Below are 24585 nucleotides of genomic sequence, written 5' to 3'. Positions count from 1 at the left end.
CAGGCCAGCAGATCACACCGCCTGGCCGGCTTTCAGCAGCGAGCAGCCGGTGATCTTCAAACTGCCGTCCGCCTGCCGCTCCAGCGTGTAGAGCGCCTCCCACGCCTCGCCATTGGCATCGACGATATGGACGCGTTGCGCGATCCGGTCGCCGTCGCTCTGCGCCGCGCCGAACTCGAAGCTCCTGTGGCGATAGACCGGCGCGTACTGGCTCTGCACCATCGACATGAAGATGTCGGCCTGCGGAAAGATCTGCCGGATCGCGGGCGCGGCATAGGAATAGGCGGAAGTGGCATCGTCGCGGCCGAACGCCTGCTCCTGGGCGCGGATCACGTCCTGCGCGGCGCCGACGTCGTCGGCGGCAGCTGATGAGGCGAGGGCGAACAGAAGGGCGGCAATGAGGGCGATCGCGCGCATGCGGGGCTCCACAGGGCTACATGTCGGATTACCCGTGTTACGCATGACACCCCAGGCTGGTTTCCGCTGCAAGCGACAAAGGCGTCGCCTGCATCAGCGCGGCACGCCCCGCGGCGGCCTGGCCGCTAGTCCGGCATCCCGTGCAGGCTCGGTTTCCCTGGCCACCGCCGGCGCGCCGGAAAAATAGAACCTGTCCGCGATCGGCGAGGCGGCGACCCAGGGCAATTGCCGGCCATGGGTTGCCTTCTCCACCGCAAGCCCGACCTCGTTGAAGGTCCTGAACAGGCCATAGCCCTGATGCCGCATGGTGACGGCCAGCGCGCGCGTGTACGGGCTGTGGCCGTTGTCGCCATCGAGCGCGACGCTGCGCGGCTGGGTCGCAAACGAGATCAGCGTGCCCGCCGGCGCCTGCATCTGCGCCAGCCCGCCGGTGGCGGAGCGCACGCCGCGGTCGCGAAACGGATTGTTGCGGCAGGCATCGAGCAGCACGAGATTGATCCTGGCGCCGGACTTCTCCATCTGGTCGAGCACGCCGGCCATGGCGATGCCCTGCATGAACACGTCACCCTCGTTGGCGGGATCGGCGTCGACCGGCACCAGATAATTCAGGCCGTGGGTCTCGACGCCGTGGCCGGCATAATAGAACAGCGCCACGTCGGCGCCGGCCAGTTCGCGGCCGAAAGCCTGCAGCACATCGTCGAAGCCGGTTTTGGTCAGGTCGACCTGCGCGCCGCCGCCGACCACGAGGAAGCCGAGCGACGACAGCGTGTCCGAGATCAGCCTGGCATCGCCGGCCGGGTTCGGCAGCTTCGGCGCGCTCCGATAGGCGGAATTGCCGATCACCAGTGCGACCCGCTTCTCGGCCTGAACGGCGGTGCCGATGCACAGCACGAATGCCGCGACGATAAGGCGCGACAGGATGCCGTTTCGGCCGGACATGGTGATGCACTCCGCGGGGCGGGACGTCGGGCTGTTATGGATTGGTCTTTCCGGATCGCCTCAGGTTCGAACGAAGCTGTCGCCCACTATCGGGCGTGCACCGATCCAGATCGAGGAGCCATATCAGTTGACGCGCCGGTTGCGGTGCAGCAGCGCCTCGGCGGTCGGGCATCCGGCCCGCCGCGCTGAGGGCGTCGCGAAGGGCCGCTCGATGGTGACGATCTGGCAGCCGTGCCGCGCCGAAACGTCGGCGACGACGCTCGACACCGCGTCGTCTATCCGCGAGCCGGGCAGATGAGCGACGATCAGGTCGCTGATGCTGAGCCGCTTGCGGACGCGCAGGTCGCTGTCGACGCGGTAGCTGAAGACGGCATGGATGACGCCACGGCGATCGCGGATCGCGATCAGCCCGGTCTCGGGCAAACTGCCGCGGCTGCGCTGGCGCACGAACTGCAGCCATTGCTCCGTGGTAATACTGGCATCATGCATGAACACCAGCGGATAGGCCGCGATCGCGTCATGATGGTCGATCGGAAGTGCTTGGAAATGCTCGTTCATCGTCGGTTTCCCCGAACACGGGCGAAATTGCTGGGGAACGGGCGGCGCAGCATTGATCTGCATCAATGACCCCGGCGGTTGATCCAGATCAAATCGGGGCTGATAGTGTCGACATCGAAACCATGCGGACCCCCGAAGCCATGAGCATCGCCGAACCACTGCAGGATTCGTGTGCCGGCACGACGCCGTGCGACTGCAGGCACGGCCGCGCCACCAATGGCTGCGAGGACTGCAAGGTCAGGCTGTTCAGCGTCTGCGCCGCGCTGGAGCCGTCCGAGCTCGAGGAGCTCGACCGGATCAGCCAGGCCAAGCAGGTCCCGGCAAGAACCACGCTGTTCGAGCAGAGTGCGCCGGCGGGGAGCGTGTTCAACGTCACCGACGGGGTCGTGCGGCTGTACAAGTCATTGCCCGACGGCCGCCGCCAGATCGTCGGTTTCGCGCTGCCGGGCGACTTCCTCGGACTTGCGCTGCAGGACCGCTACGGCGTCACCGCGGAGGCGGTGAATCAGGTCGCGGTTTGCCGTTTCGCGCGATCGACGTTCCTCGCCTATGTCGACGGCAAGCCGCATCTGCTGCGCCGCCTGCATGAATTCGCCGGGCACGAGCTCAGCCTCGCGCAGGACCAGATGCTGCTGCTCGGGCGGCGCAGTGCCGAGGAAAAGATCGCCGCGTTCCTGCTCAACATGCAGACGCGACACGCCCGGATCGGAAGCATGTCCGTCACCGTGCCGCTGCCGATGAGCCGGCAGGACATCGCCGACTATCTCGGTCTCACCATCGAGACGGTGAGCCGCACCCTGACCCGGCTTGCGCGCGAGAAGGTGGTGCTGATCGTGCCCGATGGTGTGCGGCTGCTCGACCTCGAACGGCTCAAGCTGAGCGGCGCGAGCTGAGGCATCGGTTTTTGATCCAGCACAAGGCGATGCGCGCGCAGGCGCGCTAGGTCTCTCCATCATATGCAGGAGACGACCATGCCCCTCGACACCATCCTTGTCATGATCGCCGTCACCGCGATGTTCGCCACCATTGCCATCGTCATTGCGTGGGGCGACCGCCAGACGCGCGATCTGTGATGCTGTCCGCGCTTTAGCGGATCGCGCCCTTGAATTTGTCGATGTCAGGCGAAGGGCGGGCGGGAAACAGCCGCGCGGTCGAGGAGATGTCGAGCCGGCGCCGGCATTTTGCCTCGTCGGCGCTATCCTCGGCGCCGTCCTTGCCGGTGCGTTTTCTGGCGAAGGCATCGTCCAGCCGGTTGACGATCAGCATGGCGTGGTCGCGCTCGAGCGTATCGGGGTTCTTGCGCCGCTCGTCGGAGCGAAACACGCCGGCCACGATCTTGCCCGTCATGTCGTAGTCGCAGCCCGCCTTCCAGTCGCCCTGGTCCCACTTCCATCCCGTGGCGCTCAGGGTGCCGTCGCTGTCGGCGGTGACCTTGATGACGGCGTTATAGGCGAGCCAGATGCCGGCGAGCCCATTGCGCTTGTCGTCAAAGCCTTCGAGCAGCGCAAGGCGTTCGCGCTGCAATCCGTCGACATGGTCGCGGGCACCGACGGTGTCGTGCACCTGCGAGGTCTGCTTCTCCCAGGCGGGATGCAGGAATTCCGGGTACTCCTCAGTCTGGCTCTTCACCCAGTTGCGCTGGTCGTCGATCAGCGCGCGCCGCGTTGGCTCGTCGAGCCGCGGCTGCAAAGCTTTCCAGGCCCGGTTCAGGCGCTGGTCATTGTCGGCCAAATCAGGGTCGGCGCAGATCTCCTCGTCGGTCGCGGTCTCGGGCTTGGTGCAGTCGAAGGTCGGGGTGACGAAAGTGGTATCGGCCTTGTCGGATGCCGCGTCCTTGCCCACGGCAAGATAACTGCCGGTGATCTGCCCCATGGATTCGCATGCGGCGAGGCCGCCCTCGTCGTCGCCCAGGATGGCAACGATGCGCAAGCTCTCTCCCTGGCGGCGGACCTTCAACGACGGTGGCTTTGCGGGTTCGGCGGTCTTGGCCGGGTCGGTGAGTGCGGGGCCGGACAGCCAGCCGCTCGCGGCAGGCTTGACCAGCGCGGTCAGCTTGCAGCTTCGTCGCCGGTCGCCGCCATAGTCGCCACGGAGATCGGCGGCGAGGCGATAGGCGCCGGCTTCGGCCGGCATCAGCGTGATGTTGCCGAAGGCGTTGACCCAGCTGCCGGCGAGGCCCGGACGGCCGGATGCCATTCCGTCGAGCGCGGCGGCGCGGCGGCGCAACGCCTCGGCAAAACTCTCCTTCAGCTCGTCCGCGTCGGCATCGGCCAAGACCTCCGCGGCGTCGATGATCATCTCGTTGAACCAGGCCTGGTCGCGCTTCAGCAGCGGCTTGATGTTTGCCGGCATTTTTGCCAGCGCCGCATCGAACGCCTTATCTATCTGCGACACGAGCTTGTCATAACCGGCCTTCTTGCAGTCGGCGGTCTTGATCGTGCTGTCGCCGGTATCGCCGCACAGCCTGATCGCGGTTGGTGCGCTGCTCGATGCTCGCAGATAATCGTCCATCGCAATGGACGGACTGGACGCCAGGACCGTGATGGCCGCGGCGATGGCCGCGAGCCGAGAGGAGCGAGGCATGGGCTACAACCTGCGAGGCCGCGGCATGCGGCCCTTGCGCCTTGGGTCGCCGGCCGCGCGCGCCCGGTTCAAAATGTCGGCGGCGTGCAGGCCGAGATCACCTCGCACGGCTTGGCGCCGATGCAGCGGAAGCGGTGCGGGCGGCGGCTTTCGAAATAATAGGCGTCGCCGGCGTTGAGCACCCGACGCTCGTCGTCGACCGTGACCTCGAGCCGGCCGGAGACGACGATACCGCCTTCCTCGCCCTCATGCACCAGCGGCACCCGGCCGGTGTCGCTGCCGGGCTCGTAGCGCTCCTTCAGGATCTGCAAGGCCCGGCCGAACAGGCTGTCGCCGATCTGGAGGTAGGAAATCGGCTTCTTGCCGATCTCGGTCAGCTCGTCGGCGCGGTAGAACGCCTTGCGCGGCCGCTCCGGCTCGATCGCGAAGAACTCCGCGAGCCCCATCGGGATGCCGTCGAGGATGCGCTTCAACGCGCCGACCGACGGGTTCATCTGGTTGGATTCGATCAGCGAAATCGTCGAATTGGTCACGCCGGAGCGCTTGGCGAGTTCGCGCTGCGACAGCTTGTGCCGCGCACGGATGAATCGCAGCCGGCCGCCGATGTCGACGCTCATGACAGTCCCTTTGGCAAAATCGCTGTTGCAGGTGTTGCGGATCGAACAAATCTTCGCAGACCGCCTCAACAAGATCAATGGCTTGCCGTGCGACAGAAAAGGACTTGTTGAGTGCCGGGAAGAGTGGTCCGACTAGGCATCGTCAGCAATGGAGCGCGCCGTGACCGTTCATCAGATTCCGAACACCATCAAGACCGAATCGCTCTGGATGCCGTTCACGGCCAACCGGCAGTTCAAGAAAGCGCCGCGGCTGTTCTCCTCCGCCAAGGGCATGTACTACACCTCCGTCGACGGCCGGCAGGTGATCGACGGCTCCGCCGGTCTCTGGTGCGTCAACGCCGGCCATGGCCGCCCGCAGATCGCGTCCGCGGTCGAGCGGCAGCTGACCACGCTGGACTTCGCGCCCTCGTTCAACATGGGCCATCCGCTGGCGTTCGATTTCGCCGAGCGCCTCGCCGAGATCGCCCCGAAGGGGCTGGATCGCATCTTCTTCACCAATTCGGGCTCTGAATCGGTCGACACCGCGCTCAAGATCGCGCTGGCCTATCATCGCGCCGCCGGCCAGCCGACCCGTACCCGCCTGATCGGCCGCGAGCGCGGCTATCACGGCGTCGGCTTCGGCGGCATGTCGGTCGGCGGCATGGTCGCCAACCGCCGCCAGTTCGCGACCCATCTGCCGGGTGTCGACCATATCCGCCACACCCATGATATGGCGCGCAACGCCTTCGCCAAGGACATGCCGGATCACGGCGCCGAGCTTGCCGACGACGTCGAGCGGATGGTGGCGCTGCATGGCGCCGACACCATCGCCGCCGTGATCGTCGAGCCGGTGCCGGGCTCGACCGCGGTGCTGCCGCCGCCGAAGAATTATCTGCAGCGGCTGCGCGAGCTCTGCACCAAGCACGGCATCCTCCTGATCTTCGACGAGGTCATCACCGGCTTCGGCCGCCTCGGCACGCCGTTCGCCGCCAACTTCTTCGGCGTGACGCCCGACATGATGACCACCGCCAAGGGCATCACCAATGGCAGCGTGCCCTGCGGCGCGGTGTTCGCAACCCGTCAGATCCATGACGCGCTGATGACCGGCCCCGAGGGCATGATCGAGCTGTTCCACGGCTACACCTATTCGGCGCATCCGGTGGCCTGCGCCGCCGGTATTGCCACGCTCGACATCTACAAGGATGAAGGCCTGCTGACGCGCGGTGCGCAGTTCGCCGATTATTTCCGCGATGGCCTGCATTCGCTGAAGGGACTGCCGAACGTCGTCGACATCCGCAATATCGGCCTGATGGGCGCGGTCGAAGTCGCGCCGCGCGATGGTGTCGTCGCCGCGCGCGGCTACGACCTCATGGTCGATTGCTTCAACAGCGGGCTTTATCTGCGCATGAGCGGCGACTCGCTCGCAGTCTCGCCGCCGCTGATCGTCGAGAAGAAGCACATCGACGACATGGTCTCGATCCTGGGCGACGCCATCAAGCGCGTGGCCTGATAATTGCTTGCGAGATAATCGCTAGCTCTACAAATTGCTGTCGCCGTTGCGGAGCAGAGTGGTTTCGCAGCGGCGATTGCGTTTGTTGCTGCAGGATGTGAGGAAAAGTGAAGGTCCTTGTTCTCGGCAGTGGCGTGATCGGCGTCACCTCGGCCTATTACCTTGCGCGCGCCGGCCACGAGGTGACGGTGATCGACCGTCAGCCGAAGCCCGCGCTCGAAACCTCGTTCGCCAATGCCGGCGAGGTGTCGCCGGGCTATTCGTCGCCCTGGGCCGGTCCCGGCGTGCCGGTGAAGGCGGTGAAGTGGCTGTTGATGAAGCACGGCCCGCTGGTGATCCGCCCGAAGCTCGATCCCGTGATGTGGCTGTGGCTTCTGAAGATGCTGCGCAACTGCACCACTTCGCGCTACGCGGTGAACAAGAGCCGGATGATCCCGATCGCGGAATACAGCCGCGACTGCCTGCAGGCGCTGCGCAATGACATCGGCATCCGCTATGACGAGCGCGCACGCGGCACGCTGCAGCTGTTTCGCGAGCAGGCCCAGCTCGATCACACCGGCGATGACATCGCGGTGCTCAAGCAATATGGCGTGCCGTTCGAGGTGCTCGATCGCGAGGGCTGCATCAAAGCCGAGCCTGCGCTCGCCTCTGTGAAGCAGAAATTCGCCGGCGGACTGCGGCTGCCGCATGACGAGACCGGCGACTGCCACATGTTCACGCTGGCGCTGGCGATGGAGGCCGAGAAGATCGGCGTGCGCTTCAGCTTCAATGTCGGCATCGACGGGCTGAATGCGGACGCGACCCGCATTACCGGCGTTGCGACCAGCGCTGGCATGATGACCGCCGATGCCTATGTGCTGGCGCTCGGCAGCTACTCGCCGCATCTGGTGCGGCCGCTCGGCATCTCACTGCCGGTCTATCCGGTGAAGGGCTACTCGATCACGGTGCCGATCAGGGACGCCGCCGGTGCGCCTGAATCGACCGTGATGGACGAGAGCTACAAGGTCGCGATCACCCGGCTCGGCGATCGCATCCGCGTCGGCGGCACCGCCGAGATCTCGGGCTATTCGACCAAACTCTACGCCGCGCGGCGCGCGACGCTGGATCATTCGCTGACCGATCTGTTCCCGCGCGGCGGCGATCTTCCCAAGGCCACCTTCTGGTGCGGACTGCGCCCGATGACCCCGGACGGCCCGCCGGTGATCGGCGCGACGCGCTTTGCCAATCTGCATCTCAACACCGGTCACGGCACGCTCGGCTGGACCATGGCGTGCGGCTCGGGCCGGGTGCTGGCGGACATGCTCTCCGGCAAGAAGCCCGACATCGATACCAAGGAGCTGTCGATCAAGCGCTACGATCGCCGGTTCGGGTGAGGGCCTCGTCGTAGTAGCCGACCCGCACGGTCCCAGGCGCCCCGCTTCAAGAGGGGTTTCTTGTTGCATCATCGCGAAACAGCCCGGCACGACGGCCGGGCTGGATCATGAATATTCACTAGTTTGCAATACCGGCATCTAACGAGATTATCGCCGTCCGGTCTGTGCACTTCAGCACACTTGCGCGGGCTTATGCGGTTCATATGCCGCGGCGTGCGCAGCGCTCTCGAATTCATATCCCACGCTGAAGATATTGATCCCGATGCAAGCGCTCCCGCGGACGCCAGGCCGCCGCGGCTCGGCTGCACGCGCGAGCGCGAACGGGAACAGGTGATGTCATGTCTTCGCTTCAGATTACCGCCGGCGACCGGATCATCGAGCCGATGATCGCGCTGGCCGGCTGCACGACCCAGCAGCGTATCGTCGTGGCCGGCTCGAAGAGCATGGAGTTGATGTTCGAGCTGCACCGGCGCGGCTATCTGCGCGCGGCGGCGACCGGCAATTGTGGCCGTCCGGCCGGCCAGTACGACGCCGCGCTGGTCGACTGGCGGCGTCGCACGCTTCCTGCGCTCGAGCCGGCCCTGGACTGGCTGGCGAATTTCCTCAGCGCCCGGGCGGTGCTGGTGGTCTGGGTCGATGCGCAGAAGGCCTCGGCCAACCAGAGCCTGCGCGCGTCGCTGGAGCAGCGCGGCTTCGTCGTCGAGCAGGGCATCGTGCATCAATACGGCTGCGCACTGTCGGCGCGGCGGTCGCAGGCCCATCCGCTGCAGCTGGCGGCCTGAGGCGCAGTTGATCCCGAAAGGAAACTCCGATGTCCAAGGTACGACGCGCGGTTATTCGCGAATGGATGACGCTGGCGCGCGAGAAACGGCACTCCAGCGAGCAGGCTGCAGCCTTTGCAAAGGCGGCGCTGCAGCGGCACGATTTGCCGCGCAGCCGGCGAACGCCGCACGCGATCGTCATGCGGTGGCTGCGGCCGCGCACCGGGCGTCCTTGAGCGCCGCCACTTGCAATCAACAACAGAGCGATGATGCGAGGCCCTGAGTTTGAACTGTCCCCGCGGGAGCCGTGCGGCGCGGACGATCTTGTGGCCGCAGTCGCGAGGTCAACGTTTGACGCTGCGGCACGCAGCGCAGCGGCGCTCGCGCTGGTGTGCTGCGACATCATTGCGGGCGAGGGACCCACTGTGGCCGGTCGGGCGCACTTCTCGCGAACGATCGACGCCGCCGATACCGCGCTATGCGCGCGCATTCTCTGCGTTGCCGGTCGCACGGGGCGCTCGGTCAGTCGCGCCGAAGCCGACGCGCTGTTTGCGATCGATGCCGTTGGGAGCGAACGGGTCGATGACGGATGTTTCGATGACCTGCTTGCCAAGGCGGTGCTGCATCATCTGATGGGCGCGGCCGGCGCAACCATTCCCGGCCGCGAACAGGCGCTGGCCCGCGACAATCCGCTTGCTACCTGGGCATCGGCGATCGTGCTCGCCGGGGAGCCGCGATCCTGGCTCGCGGATCATCTTGACTGGATGAAGCCGTCATCCCCTGCCGCGCGCACCATCGACGCCGTGCTTCATGTCAATCCGGCAGGACCCCGGCTGCCGCTCGGCGTTCTCTTCAATCTGGCAGCGTGAACGAATTTCGGCGCGTCAGCGCGCCGGTTTGCGGTTGGCTTTCTTCGCGTCCAGCCCAGGCCCTTGGGGCTTCGTTATCGTGCCCGCCGGCTGCACCCGCAAGCCGTCCACGAACACATCAAGCAGCCGCAGCGCCGTGGTCTGCCAGCCTGGCTGGTCGTGCATGTAGCACATGCCGATCAGCGCGCGCAGCACGTCCTCGGCGCTGATGTCGTTGCGGATCGCGCCGGCCGCGACCGCGCGCGCGAGCAGGGTGCCGATGGCCTTGGTCAGGCGATCGAACGAATAGGCGTGCAGCTCGCTCGAGCCGGCCGCGACCAGCGCCAGCGCGGCGACCATGCCTTTTTTGGTAGCCACGAATTCGACATTGGCGCGCAGCCAGCGCCGCAGCGCGTCGACCGGCTCGGGCGCGCTCTGCAACTGCTCGGCAAGGTCGCCGAGCTGTTCGACCTCGCGGCGATAGACCGCCTCATACAGCGCCTCGCGGGTCGGGAAGTGGCGATACAGCGTGCCGATGCCGACGCCGGCATGGCGTGCGACGGCCTCGAGGCTCGCCTCGCTGCCGCCGGCCGAGAACACGGCCTTCGCCGCCTCCAGCACGCGCTCGCGATTGCGCACGGCGTCGGCGCGCGGCTTGCGAGCAATTTCTGTTGATGGACCGGCCATTGTTTTTTCTTCTCGCCCTCCCTTGTAAACGGAGGGCTCCTCCGTATATGGCGACCAGCACCCGGCCTGACAAGGCGCGCCGATCACCGATCGGCGGCCACGGGACGGCGTTGCCCTGATTCAACCGACCATACACGGATCGGAGCCCCGCATGAATCTCCCACTCAGTCTCACCATCAACGGTGTCCGCCGGGAAATTGTCCTCGACGACCCCCGCGTCACCCTGCTCGACCTGTTGCGCGAGCGGCTCGACCTCACCGGAACCAAGAAGGGATGCGATCGCGGCCAGTGCGGCGCCTGCACCATTTTGGTCGACGGCCGCCGCATCAATTCCTGCCTCGCGCTCGCTGTCAGCCATGACGGCGCCGAGATCACCACCATCGAAGGCGTCGGGCGCGGCGATCAGCTGCATCCGGTGCAGGCCGCCTTCATCGCCCATGACGGCTTCCAGTGCGGCTTCTGCACGCCGGGCCAGATCATGAGTGGCATCGGCCTGATCCAGGAGGGGCAGGCCGGCGACGATCCGGAGCGGGTGCGCGAATGCATGAGCGGCAATCTCTGCCGCTGCGGCGCCTATCAGGGGATCACCGAGGCCGTGCTCGAGGCACAGAGCAGCATGACCACTGCAAAACAAAGGCGCTCCGCATGATGAATTTCGATTATGTCCGGCCCGCCAACGTCGCGGATGCGATCGCGGCGGCCTCCGAAAACGGCGCGACCTATCTCGCCTCCGGCACCAACCTGCTCGATCTGATGAAGGGTGGCGTCAGCCGGCCGAGCCGCCTGGTCGACGTCGCGCGGCTGCCCGGGCTCGATCGCATCGAGCATCTCGCCGATGGCGCGTTGCGCATCGGCGCGCTGGTGCGCAATGCCGATCTGGCGCATGACGCCGAGTTCGCCCGTACCTATCCCGCGGTGGCCGAAGCGCTGCTGTCGGGCGCATCCGCCCAGCTTCGCAATGCCGCCACCGTCGGCGGCAATCTGATGCAGCGGACACGTTGTGCCTATTTCTACGACGCCGGCAGCGCCTGCAACCGGCGCTGGCCGGGCGCCGGCTGCGACGCCTTGAAGGGCGAGAACCGCCTGCACGCGGTGCTCGGCTGGAGCGAAGGCTGCATCGCGACCCATCCGTCGGATTTCTGCGTGCCGCTGGTCGCACTCGACGCCGTCGTCGAGATCGAGGGCAAAAGCGGCCGGCGCGAGCTGCCGCTCGAGGCGCTGCATCGGTTGCCCGGCGAGACGCCGGAACGCGAGACCGCGCTGGAGCGTGGCGACCTGATCGTCGCGCTGCGCCTGCCGGCCGAAGCACAGGCCTTTGCCAGGCACGCCCGCTACATCAAGGTCCGCGAGCGCACCTCTTATGCCTTCGCCGTGGTCTCGGCCGCGGCGGCCTTGCGCATCGAAGATGGCAAAATCCGTGAAGCGCGGCTCGCGCTCGGCGGCGTCGCGGCAAAGCCGTGGCGGACGCGCGAGGCCGAGCAGGTGCTCGCCAGTCGCGCGGCGGATGCGGCCAGCTATCGCGAGGCGGCGCGCGCCGCGCTCGCCGATGCAAAACCGTCCGGCGACAACGCCTTCAAGATCGAACTCGCGCAGCGCATCGTCGTGCGCGCGCTCACCCTTGCTGCCGCAGGCACGCCGGACCGTATTGCCGCGCTGCCGGGCTCTCCCTTCTCATCCGTTGCAGGAGCGTGACGCATGACAGCTGAACTCAATCTGACCCGCGACCCCGCCCATCTCCGCCATGGCTCGAATATAGGCCAGCCGCTGACCCGCACCGAGGGCGTGCTCAAGGTGACCGGCAAGGCGCGCTATGCAGCGGACAATCATCCGCCCGGCATGGCCTATGCGGTGATCGCGACCAGCTGCATCGCGCGCGGCCGCGTCACCGCGCTCGATGTCGCCGCCGCCAAGCGCCATCCCGGCGTCATCGACGTGATGACGCCGGCACATAAGCCGCCTCTTGCGGAAGACCCCGACGCCAAGGGCAATCCGTTCGCCTTCCGCATGGAGCTCTTGCAGAGCGACGAGGTGCGTTACGCCAACCAGGCGATCGCGGTCGTGATCGCCGAGACCTTGGAGGCCGCGACCGAAGGCGCTGCGCTGCTGTCGCCGCGCTATCAGGTCGAGATCGCGCGCGTCGGCCTCGACGCCGGCGAGGCCTATGCGCCGCCGGTGGTCGGCATCGGCAATCCCGCCGAAGTTCGCCACGGCGACATCGATGCGGGCCTTGCCGCGGCCTCGAAGCTGACAGATGCAACGTATGAGACGCCGGCGCAGTATCACAACGCGATGGAGCCGCATGCGATCGTCGCGGTGTGGGACGGCGACCGTCTGTTCATCGACACGCCGAGCCAGGGCATGGCGATGGCGCAGTTGCGAATCGGCGGGCTGTTCGGCATTCCGCCGGCGAATATCCATATCACCAGCCCGTTCCTCGGCGGCGGCTTCGGCTCCAAGGGGCTGGTCTCCGGCCCGCAGGTGCTCGGCATCATGGCGGCCAAGCTGGTCGGCCGGCCGGTCAAGCTGGTGCTGCGGCGGAGCCAGATGTATGGCCCGGTCGGCCACCGTTCGGCGACCCGGCAGCGCATCCGGATCGGCACCGACGATACTGGCCTGTTGACCGCACTCGATCACGAGGCGCGCATCACGACCTCGAGCTTCGACGATTTCTACGAGCCCGCCGCCGACGCCTCGCACACGCTCTATGCGAGCCCTGCGATCCGCACCGCGCATGAAGCAGTGCGCATCGATACCGGCACGCCGCTGTTCATGCGCGCGCCGGGCGAAGCCACCGGATCGATTGCGCTCGAGAGCGCGATCGACGAGGCGGCATTCGCCTGCGGCATCGATCCGCTGGAGTTCCGGCTCAAGAACTACGCCGAGGTCGAGCCGACCACCGGCAAGCCGTTTTCCTCCAAGGCGCTGTGGCAGTGCTACGCGAAGGCCGCCGAACGTTTCGGCTGGGCGGGACGTCCATTGCAACCGAAGCAGATGCGCGACGACAACGGTTTTCTGGTCGGCTGGGGCATGGGCACCGCGACGTTCCCCGCGCTGATGTTCCAGGGCAATGCCCGCGCCGTGATCCGCGCCGACGGGCGCGGCGTGATGGAGAGCGGCGCGCATGACATGGGGCAGGGCGCCTGGACCGCGCTCGCGCAAATCTCGGCCGATTCGCTTGGTCTCGATCTCGATCAGATCTCGTTCCTGTCGGGCACGTCTGACTTGCCGGATGCCGGTATCGCCGGCGGCTCGGCGCATACCGCAACGGTGGGCGCCGCGATCCACAACGCCGGCGCTGCCGTGATCGCCAAGCTTGCCGAGCTTGCGACGTCAGATGAGCGCTCTTCGCTGTTCGGCGCCGCCAATGCCGGCGTGGTGGCGCGCGCCGGGCGGCTCCATCGCCGTGACGACGATACGCGCAGCGAAAGCTATGCCGACATCCTGGCGCGTGCCGGCGTTGCCGAGGTCGAGGCCAGTGGCACCGGTGCGGCCGATCCCGCGGCGCAATCGCAATATGCGATGCACGCGCATGGCGCTGTCTTCGCCGAGGTCAAGGTCGATCCCGAGCTCGGCCAGATCCGCGCCACCCGGCTGGTCGGCGCGTTCGCCGCCGGCCGCATCATCAATCCGTTGATGGTGCAGAGCCAGCTGCGCGGCGGCATGATCTGGGGCCTCTCCTTCGCGCTGCATGAGGAAGCGGTGATGGACAAGCGATCAGGCCGCATCCTCAACGCGAACCTCGCCGAATATCATGTGCCCGTGAATGCCGACGTGCCGCCGATGGACGTCATCACGGTCGACGAGCATGATCCGCACGTCAATCCGCTCGGCATCAAGGGCGTCGGCGAGATCGGCATCACCGGCAGCGCCGGCGCGGTCGCCAACGCCGTCTGGCACGCCACCGGCATCCGCGTACGGAATTTCCCGATCAAGATCGAGGAATTGGTGATGGGGTTGGGGTGACACGGCTCGACACGATGGCGGGCTAACCATCGTCGTCGTCCCGGCGAAGGCCGGGACCCATAACCACAAATGTTGGTTGTTGGGCGACGCTGGGGCCACAGCCTGCTTCAACAACACGACCCTGTGGTAATGGGTCCCGGCTTTCGCCGGGACGACGTTGGATGGGGCAGGTGGCTTACCCCGCCGCCGTCACGCAATTCACCCACAGCACCACGGCCTTGGCATCATCAGCCGGATTGGAAAACCGGTGCGGGCGGCGGCTCGCGAATCTGAAACTGTCGCCCTGTTTCAGCGTCCAGGTCTCGGTGTCCACCGTGAGAATCATCTCGCCCTGAAGCACGAGGCCGGCCTCTTCGCCGTCATGGGTATAGAACTCGTCGCCGGTGTTGCCGCCGGGCTCGAGATGCACCAGGAACAGGTTGAGCCGGCTCTCGCTGCCGGCCGGGCTCAGCAATTGCTTCGAGATTCCGGTGCGCCACAGTTTCAGCTCGGCGCGCTGGACCTCGCGGGTCACGACGCCGCCGGCGCCGTCGTCCCGCGGCGTCGCGCCGAACAGCGCTGCGATGCCAACGCCGAGCACGTCGGCCAAGGTCGCCAGCACACGCAGCGAGGGCGACGACAGGCCGCGCTCGATCTGGCTGATGAAGCCGATCGATAGATCGGTGCGCGCGGCAACGGTTTCCAGCGACATCTCCTTGCTGCGCCGCAGGTCGCGTATGCGGCGTCCGACCGCGAGATCCATCGCCGGTTCGGCCGGCTTCCCGGCCGGCTTTTTGGCGGCGCGGCGGGCTGCCGCGGGCTTCGCTGCCGCGCCTTTGCGCATTCTCTTGCCGCCGCTCACGTCAGTCCGCTTCCTTCATGTGCATGAAAACCGCTTGCATTTGCCGCGGTTTCGTGACCACAATTTCATATTGGTGAAAATAGGCCGGAACGGCGTCGCCCGCAACCAAAACCGCTCTACAGCGGACGACGCGGCGCCGGCGGCCAGCTTCGGGAGGTGGTGCGATGTCGTTTCAGCGTCTCGTCCAGGCCGCGGTCGCGGTGCTCGCTCTTGCTGTGAGCGCGCCGTCGCAGGCGCAGCAGGTGTTGAAGGTCGGCTCGACGCCGACCGGCATCCCCTTCACCTTCCTCGACACCAAGACCAACTCGATCCAGGGCATCATGGTCGATCTCGCCACCGAGATCGGCAAGGACGCCGGCTTCTCCGTGCAGATCGAGCCGATGCAGTTCTCGGCGCTGATCCCCTCGCTGACCGCGAACAAGATCGACATCATCGCGGCCGCGATGTTCGCCACCGCCGCGCGCAAGGAGGTGATCGATTTCTCCGATCCCGTCTATAGCTATGGCGAGGGCCTCGTGGTGCCGAAGGCCGACACCAAGGCCTATGCCTCGCAGGAGGATCTGAAGGGCACCGTGGTCGGCGCCCAGGTCGGCACCGCCTTCGTCGACGCGCTGAAGAAGACCGGGCTGTTCAGCGAGGTGAAGGTCTACGACACCATTCCCGACATCCTGCGCGACGTGAACGCGGGCCGCCTCAAGGCCGGCTTCGCCGACTATCCGATCCTCGCCTACAATCTGCAGCAGGGCAATTTCGCCGACGTCCGCCTGGTCGACGGCTACAAGCCCGTCACCGTCGGCACGGTCGCGATCGGCGTCCGCAAGACCGACACCGAGCTGCTCGCCAAGATCAATGCCTCGCTGGCGAAGCTGAAGGCTAACGGCACGATCGCAAAGATCCTCGAGAAATGGGGCCAGAAGGCCAGCGGGTCGTGAGAGCGTGTGTGCTCCGAAGTGATCCGTCATCCTGAGGTGCGGGCGGAGCGAGCCTCGAAGGGTCGACGGCGCGGCTGGTGGCCGTCGACCCTTCGAGGCGCGCTACGCGCTCGTCAGGGTGACGGAGATAATATTTCGAGCACATGACGGGACTGGATACGTTTGAGCCGATGCAAAAATTCTTCCACGATGCCGTCGAGTTCGTGCCGATCCTGCTGCAGGGCGTCTGGCTGACCATCGTCGTCACGATCGGCTCGCTGTTGCTGTCGACCGCGCTCGGGCTGGTGTGGGCCTTGATGCGGGTGTCCGGCATTCGCATCCTCACAGGCCTCAGCGCCGGGCTGATCAATGTGATCCGCGGCATCCCGATCATCGTGCTGCTGTTCTACATCTATTTCGTGATGCCCGATTTCGGCATCGCGCTGTCGGCGCTGCAGGCCGCGATCATCGGGCTCGGCATCGCCTATTCGGCCTATCAGGCGGAGAATTTCCGCGCCGGCATCGAGGCGATCGACAAGGGGCAGATCGAGGCGGCGCAGACCATCGGGATGGGCTGGTGGCTCACCATGCGCCGCGTGGTGCTGCCGCAGGCGGTCAGGATCATCCTGCCGCCCTACGGCAACATCATGATCATGATGCTGAAGGATTCCTCGCAGGCGTCCACGATCACGGTCGCCGAGCTCGCGCTGCAAGGCAAGCTGATCGCCTCCTCGACCTTCAAGAACACCAGCGTGTTCACGCTGGTGGCGCTGATGTACCTCACCATGAGTATTCCGCTCATCCTGCTGGTTCGGCACTTCGAGAACAAGGCGAACCGCAAATGATCGAGCTTCGCGACGTGCACAAGAGCTTTGGCAAGGTCGAGGTGCTGAAGGGCATCACCGCCTCGGTCGCCAAGAGCGAGGTGGTCTGCATCATCGGCCCGTCCGGCTCCGGCAAGTCGACTATCCTGCGCTGCATCAACGGGCTCGAGAGCTACGATCGCGGCGAGATCAGCGTCGAGGGTGCGCGCGTCGACCAGGGCGACCGCTCGATCGTGGCGATCCGCACCCAGGTCTCGATGGTGTTCCAGCGCTTCAACCTGTTCCCGCACCGCACCGCGCTCGAGAATGTCATCGAGGGCCCGCTCTATGTGAAGAAGGAGCCGCGCGAGGCGGCCGTCGCGCGCGGCCGCGCACTGCTCGCGCAGGTCGGGCTCGCCGACAAGGCCGAGGTGCACCCGCCGCAATTGTCCGGCGGCCAGCAGCAGCGCGTCGCGATCGCGCGGGCGCTCGCGATGCAGCCGAAGGCGATCCTGTTCGACGAGCCGACCTCCGCGCTCGATCCGGAGCTGGTCGGCGAGGTGCTCTCGGTGATGCGCAAGCTCGCCGACGACGGCATGACCATGGTGGTCGTCACCCATGAGATGGGCTTTGCCCTCGACGTCGCCGACCGCGTGCTGTTCATCGACGGCGGCGTCATCGTCGAGCAGGGCGCCGCCAAATCCGTTCTCAACCAACCGCAGCACCCGCGCACCCAGGACTTTCTGCGCCGCGTGCTGCATCCGCTGTGATCATGACGTCGTTCGATCGAGCTGCTGCCGCATCGGCACTCCACCCCCTCTCCCGCTTCCGGGGGAGGGTTGGGGTGGGGGTCTCACCGCGAGTCAAATTGGGGAGAGAGCCCCCACCCGGATTGCATCTGCGATGCAATCCGACCTCCCCCGCAAGCGGGAGAGGTAAGGGGAGCCCGTGGCTGCTCCGGTCTTCGCCACAACATCTCATCTTGGTTTGGTAACCCGCATGACCTCTCCCACCCGCCTGCCGCTGCCGCCAAGCCTCTATGCCGACACCGCGGTGGAGGCGACGCCAACACCGCCGCTGACATCGGACAAGAGCGTGCCGGTCGCGATCATCGGCGGCGGCTTCACTGGTCTCTCGACCGCGCTGCATCTCGCCGAGCAGGGCGTGCTTGCGACCGTGCTGGAGGCGCAGGAGCCGGGCTGGGGCGCGTCCGGCAACAATGGCGGGCAGACCAATCCCGGGCTGAAGCACGACCCCGATCAGATCGAGCAGGATTTCGGCGCCGATCTTGGCCGCCGCATGATCGACTTCTCCTACGGCACCACCAATTTCACGCATGAGCTGATCCGCCGCTACCAGATCCCCTGCGAGGCGCGGCAGAACGGCACGCTGCGCGCCGCCTACAATGAGGCCAGTGCGGCGGCGATCGCGACGACGGCACAGCAATGCATCCGGCGCGGTATGCCGGTGAAACTGCTCAACGCCGCCGAAATGCGCGAGATGACCGGCAGCGATCGTTATCTCTCCGCGATGCTGGATGCGCGCGGCGGCGACCTGCATCCGCTGAGCTATGCGCGTGGCCTGGCGCGTGCCGCGATCGGCGCCGGCGCCGCCGTCCATGGCGAGACGCCGGCGCTGTCGTTGCGCCGCGACGGCGGAAGCTGGCGGATCGAGACCCCGCGCGCGGTCGTGCATGCCGACAAGGTATTGCTCGCGACCAATGGCTTTACCGATGATCTGTGGCCGGCGCTTCGCCGCACCATCGTGCCGGTGTTCTCGTCGATCGCGGCGACCGCGCCGCTGTCTGAGGCGGTCGCAGCCGCGATCATGCCGACGCGGCCGGTGCTCTACGAGAGCGGCCACATCACGGTCTATTACCGCATCGACCAGCACAATCGGCTCTTGATGGGCGGCCGCGGCCCGATGCGCTGGATCAAGGGCCCGTCCGACATCTCCTATCTGATCCGCTACGCTGAGCGGCTGTGGCCGCAGCTCAAAGGCGTCAGCTGGACCCATGGCTGGAACAGCCGCCTCGCCATCACCGCCGATAATTATCCGCATGTCCACGAGCCCGCCGAGAACTTCTTGATCTCGCTCGGCTGCAACGGCCGCGGCGTCGCGCTTTCGACCGCGATGGGCGCGCAGCTTGCCCGCCGCCTGATCGGCGGTCCCAAGGCCGAGATCGACATGCCGATGACGGGCATCAAGCCGATCCCGATGCACGCGTTCTGGCGCGTCGGCGTGACTGCGGCGGTGCTGACGGGGCGGGTGCGGGATAGGCTCGGGGTGTAGCTTCGCGCTATCGCGTTCCAGCATTGCCCAGATGCGCTCTGAAGAACGCAACGGCTTCCGCGTACAAGCGCTGATGAAACGCGACCCGATCGAAGCCCGGCGCGTCGGTGCAGATGCGGGCACTCTCCTTCGTCTCTCTCGGCGTGCAGACGGCAAGGAATGAGAAGTGTTTTGCATCCCCCACAAAATGATAGTCGGGTTTGGACGGAAGCCTGTCTTTGACATCAGCAGCGCAGCAGCCGGACAGGCCGTCGGCGTTCTGTGCTGGGTCGGAACTCCACAACTGAACCGGGATCGTCACGCTCTTGAGGTTTTCCGTCGGGAAGACGAACACCGGATAGGGATCGATGATGACCGCGGCCTTGATGCGTGGATCATGGACGACCGGCCCGCTCGGCTTTTCTCCCTCTTCGAGCTCCTTGCAGGCCCGCAAGTTCGACGTGTGGCAGTTCGGCAGGCCCTTGCGGAGATCGGGCTCACCGCCGATCGCGGCGAGGCCAGTGTAGCCACCCCACGAAAAGCCAAACAGACCGATGCGTCCGGCGTCAATGTGTGCCGCGTCCGGCCAGCCTCCGAGCGCGTAGTCGATCGAACGCTTGATGTCGGCGGGGCGCTCGACCATGACGGCAAGGCTGTCGGTGCCGCTGGTGTCGCGCTCGGTATCAGCAGGATGATTGATCGTCACAACGATGAAGCCGGCATCCGCCAGAGCCTCCGCGGCGTCATGATGACCACCGAGCCATCCGCGCCGACCGTGCGAGATCACGATGAGCGGCAGTCTGTCTCCCATGATCGGACAGTCGTTCACGCCGAAGAAGGATCTGCCGCCGCGGGCATCGATCTCGTGCGGGGGCTCGGCGCAGGGATGCCATACCCCCCCTCTGATCGCTGGCCCGTCGGGGCCCGCGGGAACGTCGAAGCGCCGTAGCCCGGCCGCCTGCGCCGTGCAGACCGCAAGCAACAACAGGGTTGCTAACACGAAGGGAGCACAACGCATGGCTATCGCTTGTCCAGAATCCGCAATTCGGCCGTGGCGCTGGCAACCGTCACATTGTCAGCGTCGATCAGATCGGCGTCGACGATCATGTCGCGGTCGTTCTGCGCAGCGACCTTGGCCTTGGCCGTGATCGGACCGACGCGCGCCGGCTTGAGAAACCGCGTGGTGAGGGTTTTGGTCACCACGGTCTTGGTTGAAGGAAGCGCTGCGAGGGCGCCGAGGCCTGTAGCGGAATCCAGCATCGCCGCGAGGAAGCCGCCCTGGATCGTTCCATGCCGATTGGTGAACAAAGGCTGCGCTGCGAAGCGGATCGAGGCGATTTCGCCGTCGAAGCCCAGCCACTCCCGCCCAAGGAGCTGAGCGCCGGGCGGCACGTCTGCACTTGCATCACTCAAGCCGGTCACCTCGGTTGTTGTTCGGCCAAATGTATCAGCCCGCTTGCGGCCTGCAATGTCTCCCCGCGCACCATCGCGAAATGCCAATCACTGAGTTGCCCGACGGCACAAGCCCGCCACGACGTCGGTGCGATCCAAGGTCGGGAGGAGCCGGGAACCATCTTTGATGTGGACAGCGGTCGAAGTTTCGGGCCATCTTGAGATTGTTGACTATCCCTTAGTGTGGGACCCGCGATGGGGCATTTTCTGTTCCCGGCGTTTGCGTGGAGTAAGCCCGAATTTCCGAATTGATTGCAGCGGACTTGAAAGATTCGTCAGCCGCCGCGACGAACGAACTCCCCGCTGACCTGAAGGCCGACATCCTCGCGATCGGCCGGATTGATGCGGTTCCGACCATCCTCGACGTCGTGTGCCGCACCACGGGCATGGGCTTTGCCGCGGTGGCGCGGGTCACGGAAAGCCGCTGGATTGCGTGCGCGGTCCGGGACAACATCTCGTTCGGACTTGCGCCCGGCGGTGAGCTGGAGGTCCAGACCACGATCTGCGATGAGATAAGGGCGAGCGGACACGGGGTTGTCATCGACCACGTTGCCGAGGACCCGGCTTTTCGCGACCACCGCACGCCGGCGATGTATGGATTTCAGAGCTACATCTCGATTCCGATCGTCCTGGCCGACGGCACGTTTTTCGGGACGCTCTGTGCGATCGATCCGCATCCGGCGAAAGTGAACACGTCGGAAGTCGTCAACATGTTCAAGTTGTTCGCTTCGCTGATCGCGTTTCACCTGCAGGCGCAGGAGAGGGTCGCGACCAGCGAGGCTGCGCTGCTGGGCCACCGACAGACGGATGAGCTTCGCGAGCAGTTTATCGCGGTGCTCGCGCACGATTTGCGCAATCCGCTCGCCTCGATCGATGCCGGCATGAGGCTGTTGCTGAAGGAGCCGCTCAACGAAAAGTCGATGACTTATGTCGGGTTGCTTCAGAACAGTGTGAAGCGGATGGCGACCCTGATCGACGATGTCATGGACTTCGCACGCGTCCGTCTCGGCGGCGGCTTCAAATTGAAGCGCAGCGCCGACGCGCAATTGCTGCCGGCGCTTGAGCAGGTCGTGAATGAATTGCGTGCGGCGTGGCCTGATCGCGTGGTCCAAACCGACTTCGCCATCAATCGAGGCATCAACTGCGATCCCGCCCGGATCGCGCAATTGTTGTCCAACCTGGTCGGCAATGCCCTGAAGCATGGCGATGGCAATTCACCGATCACGGTGTCCGCCGTAGCCGACAGCGAGGGCTTTGAATTGTCGGTCGCGAATGGCGGGGCACCGATCTCTCCGGCTGTCATCGAGAAGCTGTTCCAACCTTTCTTTCGCGTTGCGCACCAGTCGAGCTACGAAGGTCTGGGTTTGGGCCTCTACATCGCCACTGAAATTGCGCGCGCCCACGGCGGCACACTTGAGGTGACGTCCTCCGCTGCCGAAACACGATTCACGTTCCGGATACCTCGCTGCTGATCCGACTGCGCCCGGCCGCCTGAGCCGGCTCGCGCGTGAGACGCTATCGCGAAAACGCCAATCACTGAGTTGCCCGACGGCGCAAGCCCCCGCGGCAAAAATATTTCTATTTATCGGAATTGGAGTTCGGTATATGGTTCGCCCGTCTCACCCGATCGAGGGGCGCTTCGCGGTCGTCACGAACGCGGTGTGGGATGCGGTGGACGCCGAGCGTGTGACTGACGAGAGCACGCGAAGCGAACGGTGAAGTCGTGTGGTCCTGACGCCCTAGCGGCAGGTGTCTCGTCGCAACACGCGAAGGCGTGTTGCGACGGCGGTGACAAACAAGCCCAGTCTCGCCGGGGAGAGCACGAAGTAAGCCGTAACCCATCGCGCAGGGAAAGCCGGGTTGTTTCCGGTTACACCTGTGGTCCTACCCCCGAGCTTTCTACCCTTTGCTCGGGGCCCATGGGTGCGATCGGCACCCGGCTTTCCCTGCGCCCTCTGTTCGAAGAGGGTGAAATGAAGAGCAAAGCTCGGGCAATTTACGTCGCGAGAATGCGGAACTGCGTCCCACCCACAGCCGTCATCGCCCGGCTCGACCGGGCGATCCAGTACGCCGCGGCCTCTCGGCTCAGACACCGGCGTCTCTGGAATACTGGATCACCCGCATGCGCGGGTGATGACACCGAACGAGCTGTTTGACAGTTGAATCAGAAACCCACACCGTCATTGCGAGCGAAGCGAAGCAATCCAGTTCTCCGCATATGCGCAGCGATGGATTGCTTCGTAGCTACGCTCCTCGCAATGACGATGAGGCGATTTCCGCGTACTCAACTCTATCACCGTCATCCTGAGGAGCGCGCTCTTGCGCGCGTCTCGAAGGATGAATCGGCCACTAGCCGGGCCGTGCATCCTTCGAGACGCGCGTTCCGCGCTCCTCAGGATGACGGGTCTGGTAGCTTCCGCCGGGACGACGAATTTGATGTGCCGCCCGCGCTCCTACCCCTCCGCCACCGCATCGCCCCAAGGCTGGAACGGTTCGGTGGCGCCGCTGTTGGTGGTGCCGTCGCGCAGCACGAGGCTCGGGCAGGCGAACTTCATCGGCAGGGTCTGGGTGCGGGCCTCCTCGAAGTCGAAGCGGCCGCGCAGCGCGTCGCGCACGGCGGCGGGAAGCCTGACATTGCCGATCACCACATTGCCTTCGCTGGCGTCGATCCGCGGCTGATGGATCGCGGCGTCGAGGTCCATGCCGAAATCCATCACGAAAGAGAGCAATTGCGACACCGCCGGCAGGATGCGGCGGCCGCCCGATGCGCCGGCGGCGAGCCGGCGACCGTCGGCTGTTTCCGCCACGACCGGCGTGTAATTGGTCAGGCAGCGCTTGCCGGGCGCCAGCGAGTTCGGTGCGCCCTGCGTCGGATCGAACCACATGATGCCGTTGTTCATGGTCAGCCCGGTGTTCGGCGTCACGAATCGCGAGCCGAAATTCGACAGCAGGGTCTGTGTCACCGCCGCCATGTTGCCGTCGCGGTCGACCGCCGAGAAATGCGTGGTGCAGGCCGGTGCGACCGCTTCCGCGCCGAGCGCGCGACGGCCGTCGATGTCGCCCATCTCCTTCAGCCGTTCGCGATAGGCGGCCTGCAGCGCCTCGGCGTAAGCCGTATAGGCGGCCGCATCCGGACCGCCTTGTGCAGGTTCGAACGCCTTCTGCAGCAGGCCGAGCGTGCGCGCCATGGTCGGACCCGCGGTCATCTCCGGCGTCGCATAGACCGTGCCGCCGCGATAGGGAATCCTGAGCGGCTCGCGCAGATGGGCGCGGAACGACGCGAGATCGCGCACCGACAGCGCACCACCGGCAGCCTGGATGTCGTCGGCGATGCTGCGCGCCAGATCGCCCTCGTAGAAATCGCGCGGACCGGCCGCGGCGAGTTGCGCCATCGAAGCCTTGAGCTTGTCCTGCGGCATGCGGACGCTCGACTTGATGCCCCACGGCGCATTCGGCGGCAGGCCATCCAGCAGATAGGCCGCGGCACTGGCAGGATAGCGCCGCAGATCGATGGCCGAGCTTGCGATCATCGCGGTGGTCCACCAATCGACCAGCAGGCCCTCGCCGGCGAGCTTGACGCTCGGCGCCAGCAGCTCCTTCCACGGCAGTTTGGCGTGGCGGCGATGCGCCTCCTCCATGCCGGCGACGACGCCGGGCACGGCGATCGAGCCGGGGCCGTGCAGATTGCGGTCGTCCTTGACCCGCGCCCAGGGGAACAGGTCGGAGGCCGCGCCGCCGGTCAGCGGATAATCCTCCAGGCGGAGGCCGTCCGGCGCGCGCATGCCGTAGTCGATCACCTCGACGCGGTTTTCCTTGGCGCGGTACAGCACCATGGCGCCGCCGCCGCCGGCGCCGCTCATCCAGGGCTCCAGCACGCCGAGGGCAAACGTGGTTGCAATCACGGCGTCGACGCAATCGCCGCCCGCTGCCAATACCTCCGCGCCGACTTCGGCCGCCTTGCGCGACTGCGCGGCGACGATGCCGCCCTTGGCGCTGACGGCGGGCTTGCGGATCACTTGCGAGTTGGAGAACTGGTCGAACATGGCGTTGCTTTCGCTGTTCTTGTTGCGGG

The 24585-nt window shown here is 66.0% G+C and carries 24 protein-coding genes; 14 read left to right on the top strand and 10 right to left on the bottom strand.

The features are described 5' to 3' along the window. Positions 1 to 12: 12 nt before the first annotated feature. From WDM24_RS32285 to WDM24_RS32275, 3 genes are all read right to left on the bottom strand, one after another. On the bottom strand, positions 13 to 417 hold the full coding sequence (locus WDM24_RS32285) for a DUF4864 domain-containing protein (RefSeq protein WP_338828644.1): 405 nt from the start codon (positions 415 to 417) through the stop codon (positions 13 to 15). A 93-nt stretch (positions 418 to 510) separates the two neighbouring features. Beyond that, positions 511 to 1356, bottom strand: coding sequence for a caspase family protein (locus WDM24_RS32280; protein ID WP_338828643.1), 846 nt, complete (start codon positions 1354 to 1356; stop codon positions 511 to 513). Between the two features lie 123 nt (positions 1357 to 1479). Then, positions 1480 to 1914, bottom strand: a complete 435-nt coding sequence (locus WDM24_RS32275) for a hypothetical protein (RefSeq protein WP_338828642.1) — start codon at positions 1912 to 1914, stop codon at positions 1480 to 1482. Between the two features lie 140 nt (positions 1915 to 2054). On the opposite strand from WDM24_RS32275, the gene WDM24_RS32270 reads away from it, so the two are divergent. Further along, entirely contained in the window at positions 2055 to 2807 is a 753-nt protein-coding gene (locus WDM24_RS32270; protein ID WP_338828641.1) for a Crp/Fnr family transcriptional regulator, read from the top strand. Between the two features lie 193 nt (positions 2808 to 3000). Here WDM24_RS32270 and WDM24_RS32265 read toward each other — a convergent pair whose 3' ends face one another. Both WDM24_RS32265 and WDM24_RS32260 read right to left on the bottom strand, forming a co-directional pair. Continuing rightward, entirely contained in the window at positions 3001 to 4497 is a 1497-nt protein-coding gene (locus WDM24_RS32265; protein WP_338828640.1) for a lysozyme inhibitor LprI family protein, read from the bottom strand. Positions 4498 to 4565: 68 nt separating this feature from the next. Further along, the gene (locus tag WDM24_RS32260) at positions 4566 to 5114 is read right to left on the bottom strand and encodes a cupin domain-containing protein (protein WP_018273259.1); all 549 of its coding nucleotides are present in this window, start codon (positions 5112 to 5114) and stop codon (positions 4566 to 4568) included. 148 nt (positions 5115 to 5262) lie between these two features. On the opposite strand from WDM24_RS32260, the gene WDM24_RS32255 reads away from it, so the two are divergent. The 5 genes from WDM24_RS32255 (at position 5263) to WDM24_RS32235 (ending at position 9606) form a co-directional block, all read left to right on the top strand. Continuing rightward, positions 5263 to 6603 (top strand): aspartate aminotransferase family protein, encoded by a 1341-nt coding sequence (locus WDM24_RS32255; protein WP_175619344.1) that lies wholly within the window; start codon positions 5263 to 5265, stop codon positions 6601 to 6603. A 107-nt stretch (positions 6604 to 6710) separates the two neighbouring features. Then, on the top strand, positions 6711 to 7976 hold the full coding sequence (locus WDM24_RS32250) for a D-amino acid dehydrogenase (protein WP_338828639.1): 1266 nt from the start codon (positions 6711 to 6713) through the stop codon (positions 7974 to 7976). Positions 7977 to 8314: 338 nt separating this feature from the next. Beyond that, positions 8315 to 8758, top strand: a complete 444-nt coding sequence (locus WDM24_RS32245) for a hypothetical protein (protein WP_338828638.1) — start codon at positions 8315 to 8317, stop codon at positions 8756 to 8758. Between the two features lie 29 nt (positions 8759 to 8787). Further along, positions 8788 to 8973: a hypothetical protein gene (locus WDM24_RS32240; protein ID WP_166298397.1), complete on the top strand. Its 186-nt coding sequence runs from the start codon at positions 8788 to 8790 to the stop codon at positions 8971 to 8973. A 90-nt stretch (positions 8974 to 9063) separates the two neighbouring features. Continuing rightward, positions 9064 to 9606 carry a hypothetical protein gene (locus WDM24_RS32235; protein ID WP_338828637.1) on the top strand — a complete coding sequence of 181 codons (543 nt, stop codon included), beginning with the start codon at positions 9064 to 9066 and terminating at the stop codon, positions 9604 to 9606. 15 nt (positions 9607 to 9621) lie between these two features. On the opposite strand, the gene WDM24_RS32230 is transcribed toward WDM24_RS32235, so the two are convergent. Beyond that, entirely contained in the window at positions 9622 to 10272 is a 651-nt protein-coding gene (locus WDM24_RS32230) for a TetR/AcrR family transcriptional regulator (RefSeq protein ID WP_338828635.1), read from the bottom strand. A 151-nt stretch (positions 10273 to 10423) separates the two neighbouring features. On the opposite strand from WDM24_RS32230, the gene WDM24_RS32225 reads away from it, so the two are divergent. The 3 genes from WDM24_RS32225 to WDM24_RS32215 are packed head-to-tail and all read left to right on the top strand — an operon-like array spanning position 10424 to position 14235. Further along, positions 10424 to 10921: a (2Fe-2S)-binding protein gene (locus WDM24_RS32225; RefSeq protein ID WP_338828634.1), complete on the top strand. Its 498-nt coding sequence runs from the start codon at positions 10424 to 10426 to the stop codon at positions 10919 to 10921. Continuing rightward, positions 10918 to 11964, top strand: coding sequence for a xanthine dehydrogenase family protein subunit M (locus tag WDM24_RS32220; RefSeq protein WP_338828633.1), 1047 nt, complete (start codon positions 10918 to 10920; stop codon positions 11962 to 11964). The genes WDM24_RS32225 and WDM24_RS32220 overlap by 4 nt, the downstream gene beginning before the upstream one ends. 3 nt (positions 11965 to 11967) lie before the next feature. Next, positions 11968 to 14235 (top strand): xanthine dehydrogenase family protein molybdopterin-binding subunit, encoded by a 2268-nt coding sequence (locus WDM24_RS32215; RefSeq protein ID WP_338828632.1) that lies wholly within the window; start codon positions 11968 to 11970, stop codon positions 14233 to 14235. A 175-nt stretch (positions 14236 to 14410) separates the two neighbouring features. Here the strand turns inward: WDM24_RS32215 and WDM24_RS32210 are convergent, their stop codons facing one another. Further along, complete coding sequence (locus WDM24_RS32210; RefSeq protein ID WP_338828631.1) at positions 14411 to 15058, bottom strand: cupin domain-containing protein; 648 nt, start codon at positions 15056 to 15058, stop codon at positions 14411 to 14413. 182 nt (positions 15059 to 15240) lie between these two features. Here WDM24_RS32210 and WDM24_RS32205 point away from each other — a divergent pair, with 182 nt between their 5' ends. From WDM24_RS32205 to WDM24_RS32190, 4 genes are all read left to right on the top strand, one after another. Then, the gene (locus WDM24_RS32205; protein ID WP_338828630.1) at positions 15241 to 16008 is read left to right on the top strand and encodes an ABC transporter substrate-binding protein; all 768 of its coding nucleotides are present in this window, start codon (positions 15241 to 15243) and stop codon (positions 16006 to 16008) included. Positions 16009 to 16178: 170 nt separating this feature from the next. Further along, positions 16179 to 16832: an amino acid ABC transporter permease gene (locus WDM24_RS32200; protein WP_338828629.1), complete on the top strand. Its 654-nt coding sequence runs from the start codon at positions 16179 to 16181 to the stop codon at positions 16830 to 16832. Next, complete coding sequence (locus tag WDM24_RS32195) at positions 16829 to 17560, top strand: amino acid ABC transporter ATP-binding protein (RefSeq protein WP_338691467.1); 732 nt, start codon at positions 16829 to 16831, stop codon at positions 17558 to 17560. The genes WDM24_RS32200 and WDM24_RS32195 overlap by 4 nt, the downstream gene beginning before the upstream one ends. A gap of 229 nt (positions 17561 to 17789) precedes the next feature. Continuing rightward, positions 17790 to 19082 (top strand): FAD-binding oxidoreductase, encoded by a 1293-nt coding sequence (locus tag WDM24_RS32190; RefSeq protein ID WP_338828628.1) that lies wholly within the window; start codon positions 17790 to 17792, stop codon positions 19080 to 19082. Positions 19083 to 19089: 7 nt separating this feature from the next. Here the strand turns inward: WDM24_RS32190 and WDM24_RS32185 are convergent, their stop codons facing one another. Both WDM24_RS32185 and WDM24_RS32180 read right to left on the bottom strand, forming a co-directional pair. Beyond that, on the bottom strand, positions 19090 to 20079 hold the full coding sequence (locus WDM24_RS32185) for a dienelactone hydrolase (protein ID WP_338828626.1): 990 nt from the start codon (positions 20077 to 20079) through the stop codon (positions 19090 to 19092). A 2-nt stretch (positions 20080 to 20081) separates the two neighbouring features. Beyond that, positions 20082 to 20483 carry a PaaI family thioesterase gene (locus WDM24_RS32180; protein WP_338828625.1) on the bottom strand — a complete coding sequence of 134 codons (402 nt, stop codon included), beginning with the start codon at positions 20481 to 20483 and terminating at the stop codon, positions 20082 to 20084. Positions 20484 to 20899: 416 nt separating this feature from the next. Between WDM24_RS32180 and WDM24_RS32175 the strand changes: the two genes are divergently transcribed. After that, positions 20900 to 21985: a GAF domain-containing sensor histidine kinase gene (locus WDM24_RS32175; protein WP_338832486.1), complete on the top strand. Its 1086-nt coding sequence runs from the start codon at positions 20900 to 20902 to the stop codon at positions 21983 to 21985. 981 nt (positions 21986 to 22966) lie between these two features. Here WDM24_RS32175 and WDM24_RS32170 read toward each other — a convergent pair. Further along, a complete protein-coding gene (locus WDM24_RS32170; RefSeq protein WP_338828624.1) occupies positions 22967 to 24556 on the bottom strand; it encodes a gamma-glutamyltransferase in 1590 nt (529 codons plus the stop codon). Between the last annotated feature and the right edge of the window lie 29 nt (positions 24557 to 24585).

Source organism: Bradyrhizobium sp. 27S5, from assembly GCF_037217225.1.
Lineage (GTDB): Bacteria > Pseudomonadota > Alphaproteobacteria > Rhizobiales > Xanthobacteraceae > Bradyrhizobium > Bradyrhizobium septentrionale.
The sequence above is the reverse complement of the archived record's forward strand: the minus strand, read 5'-3'. Positions and strand labels throughout refer to the sequence as shown.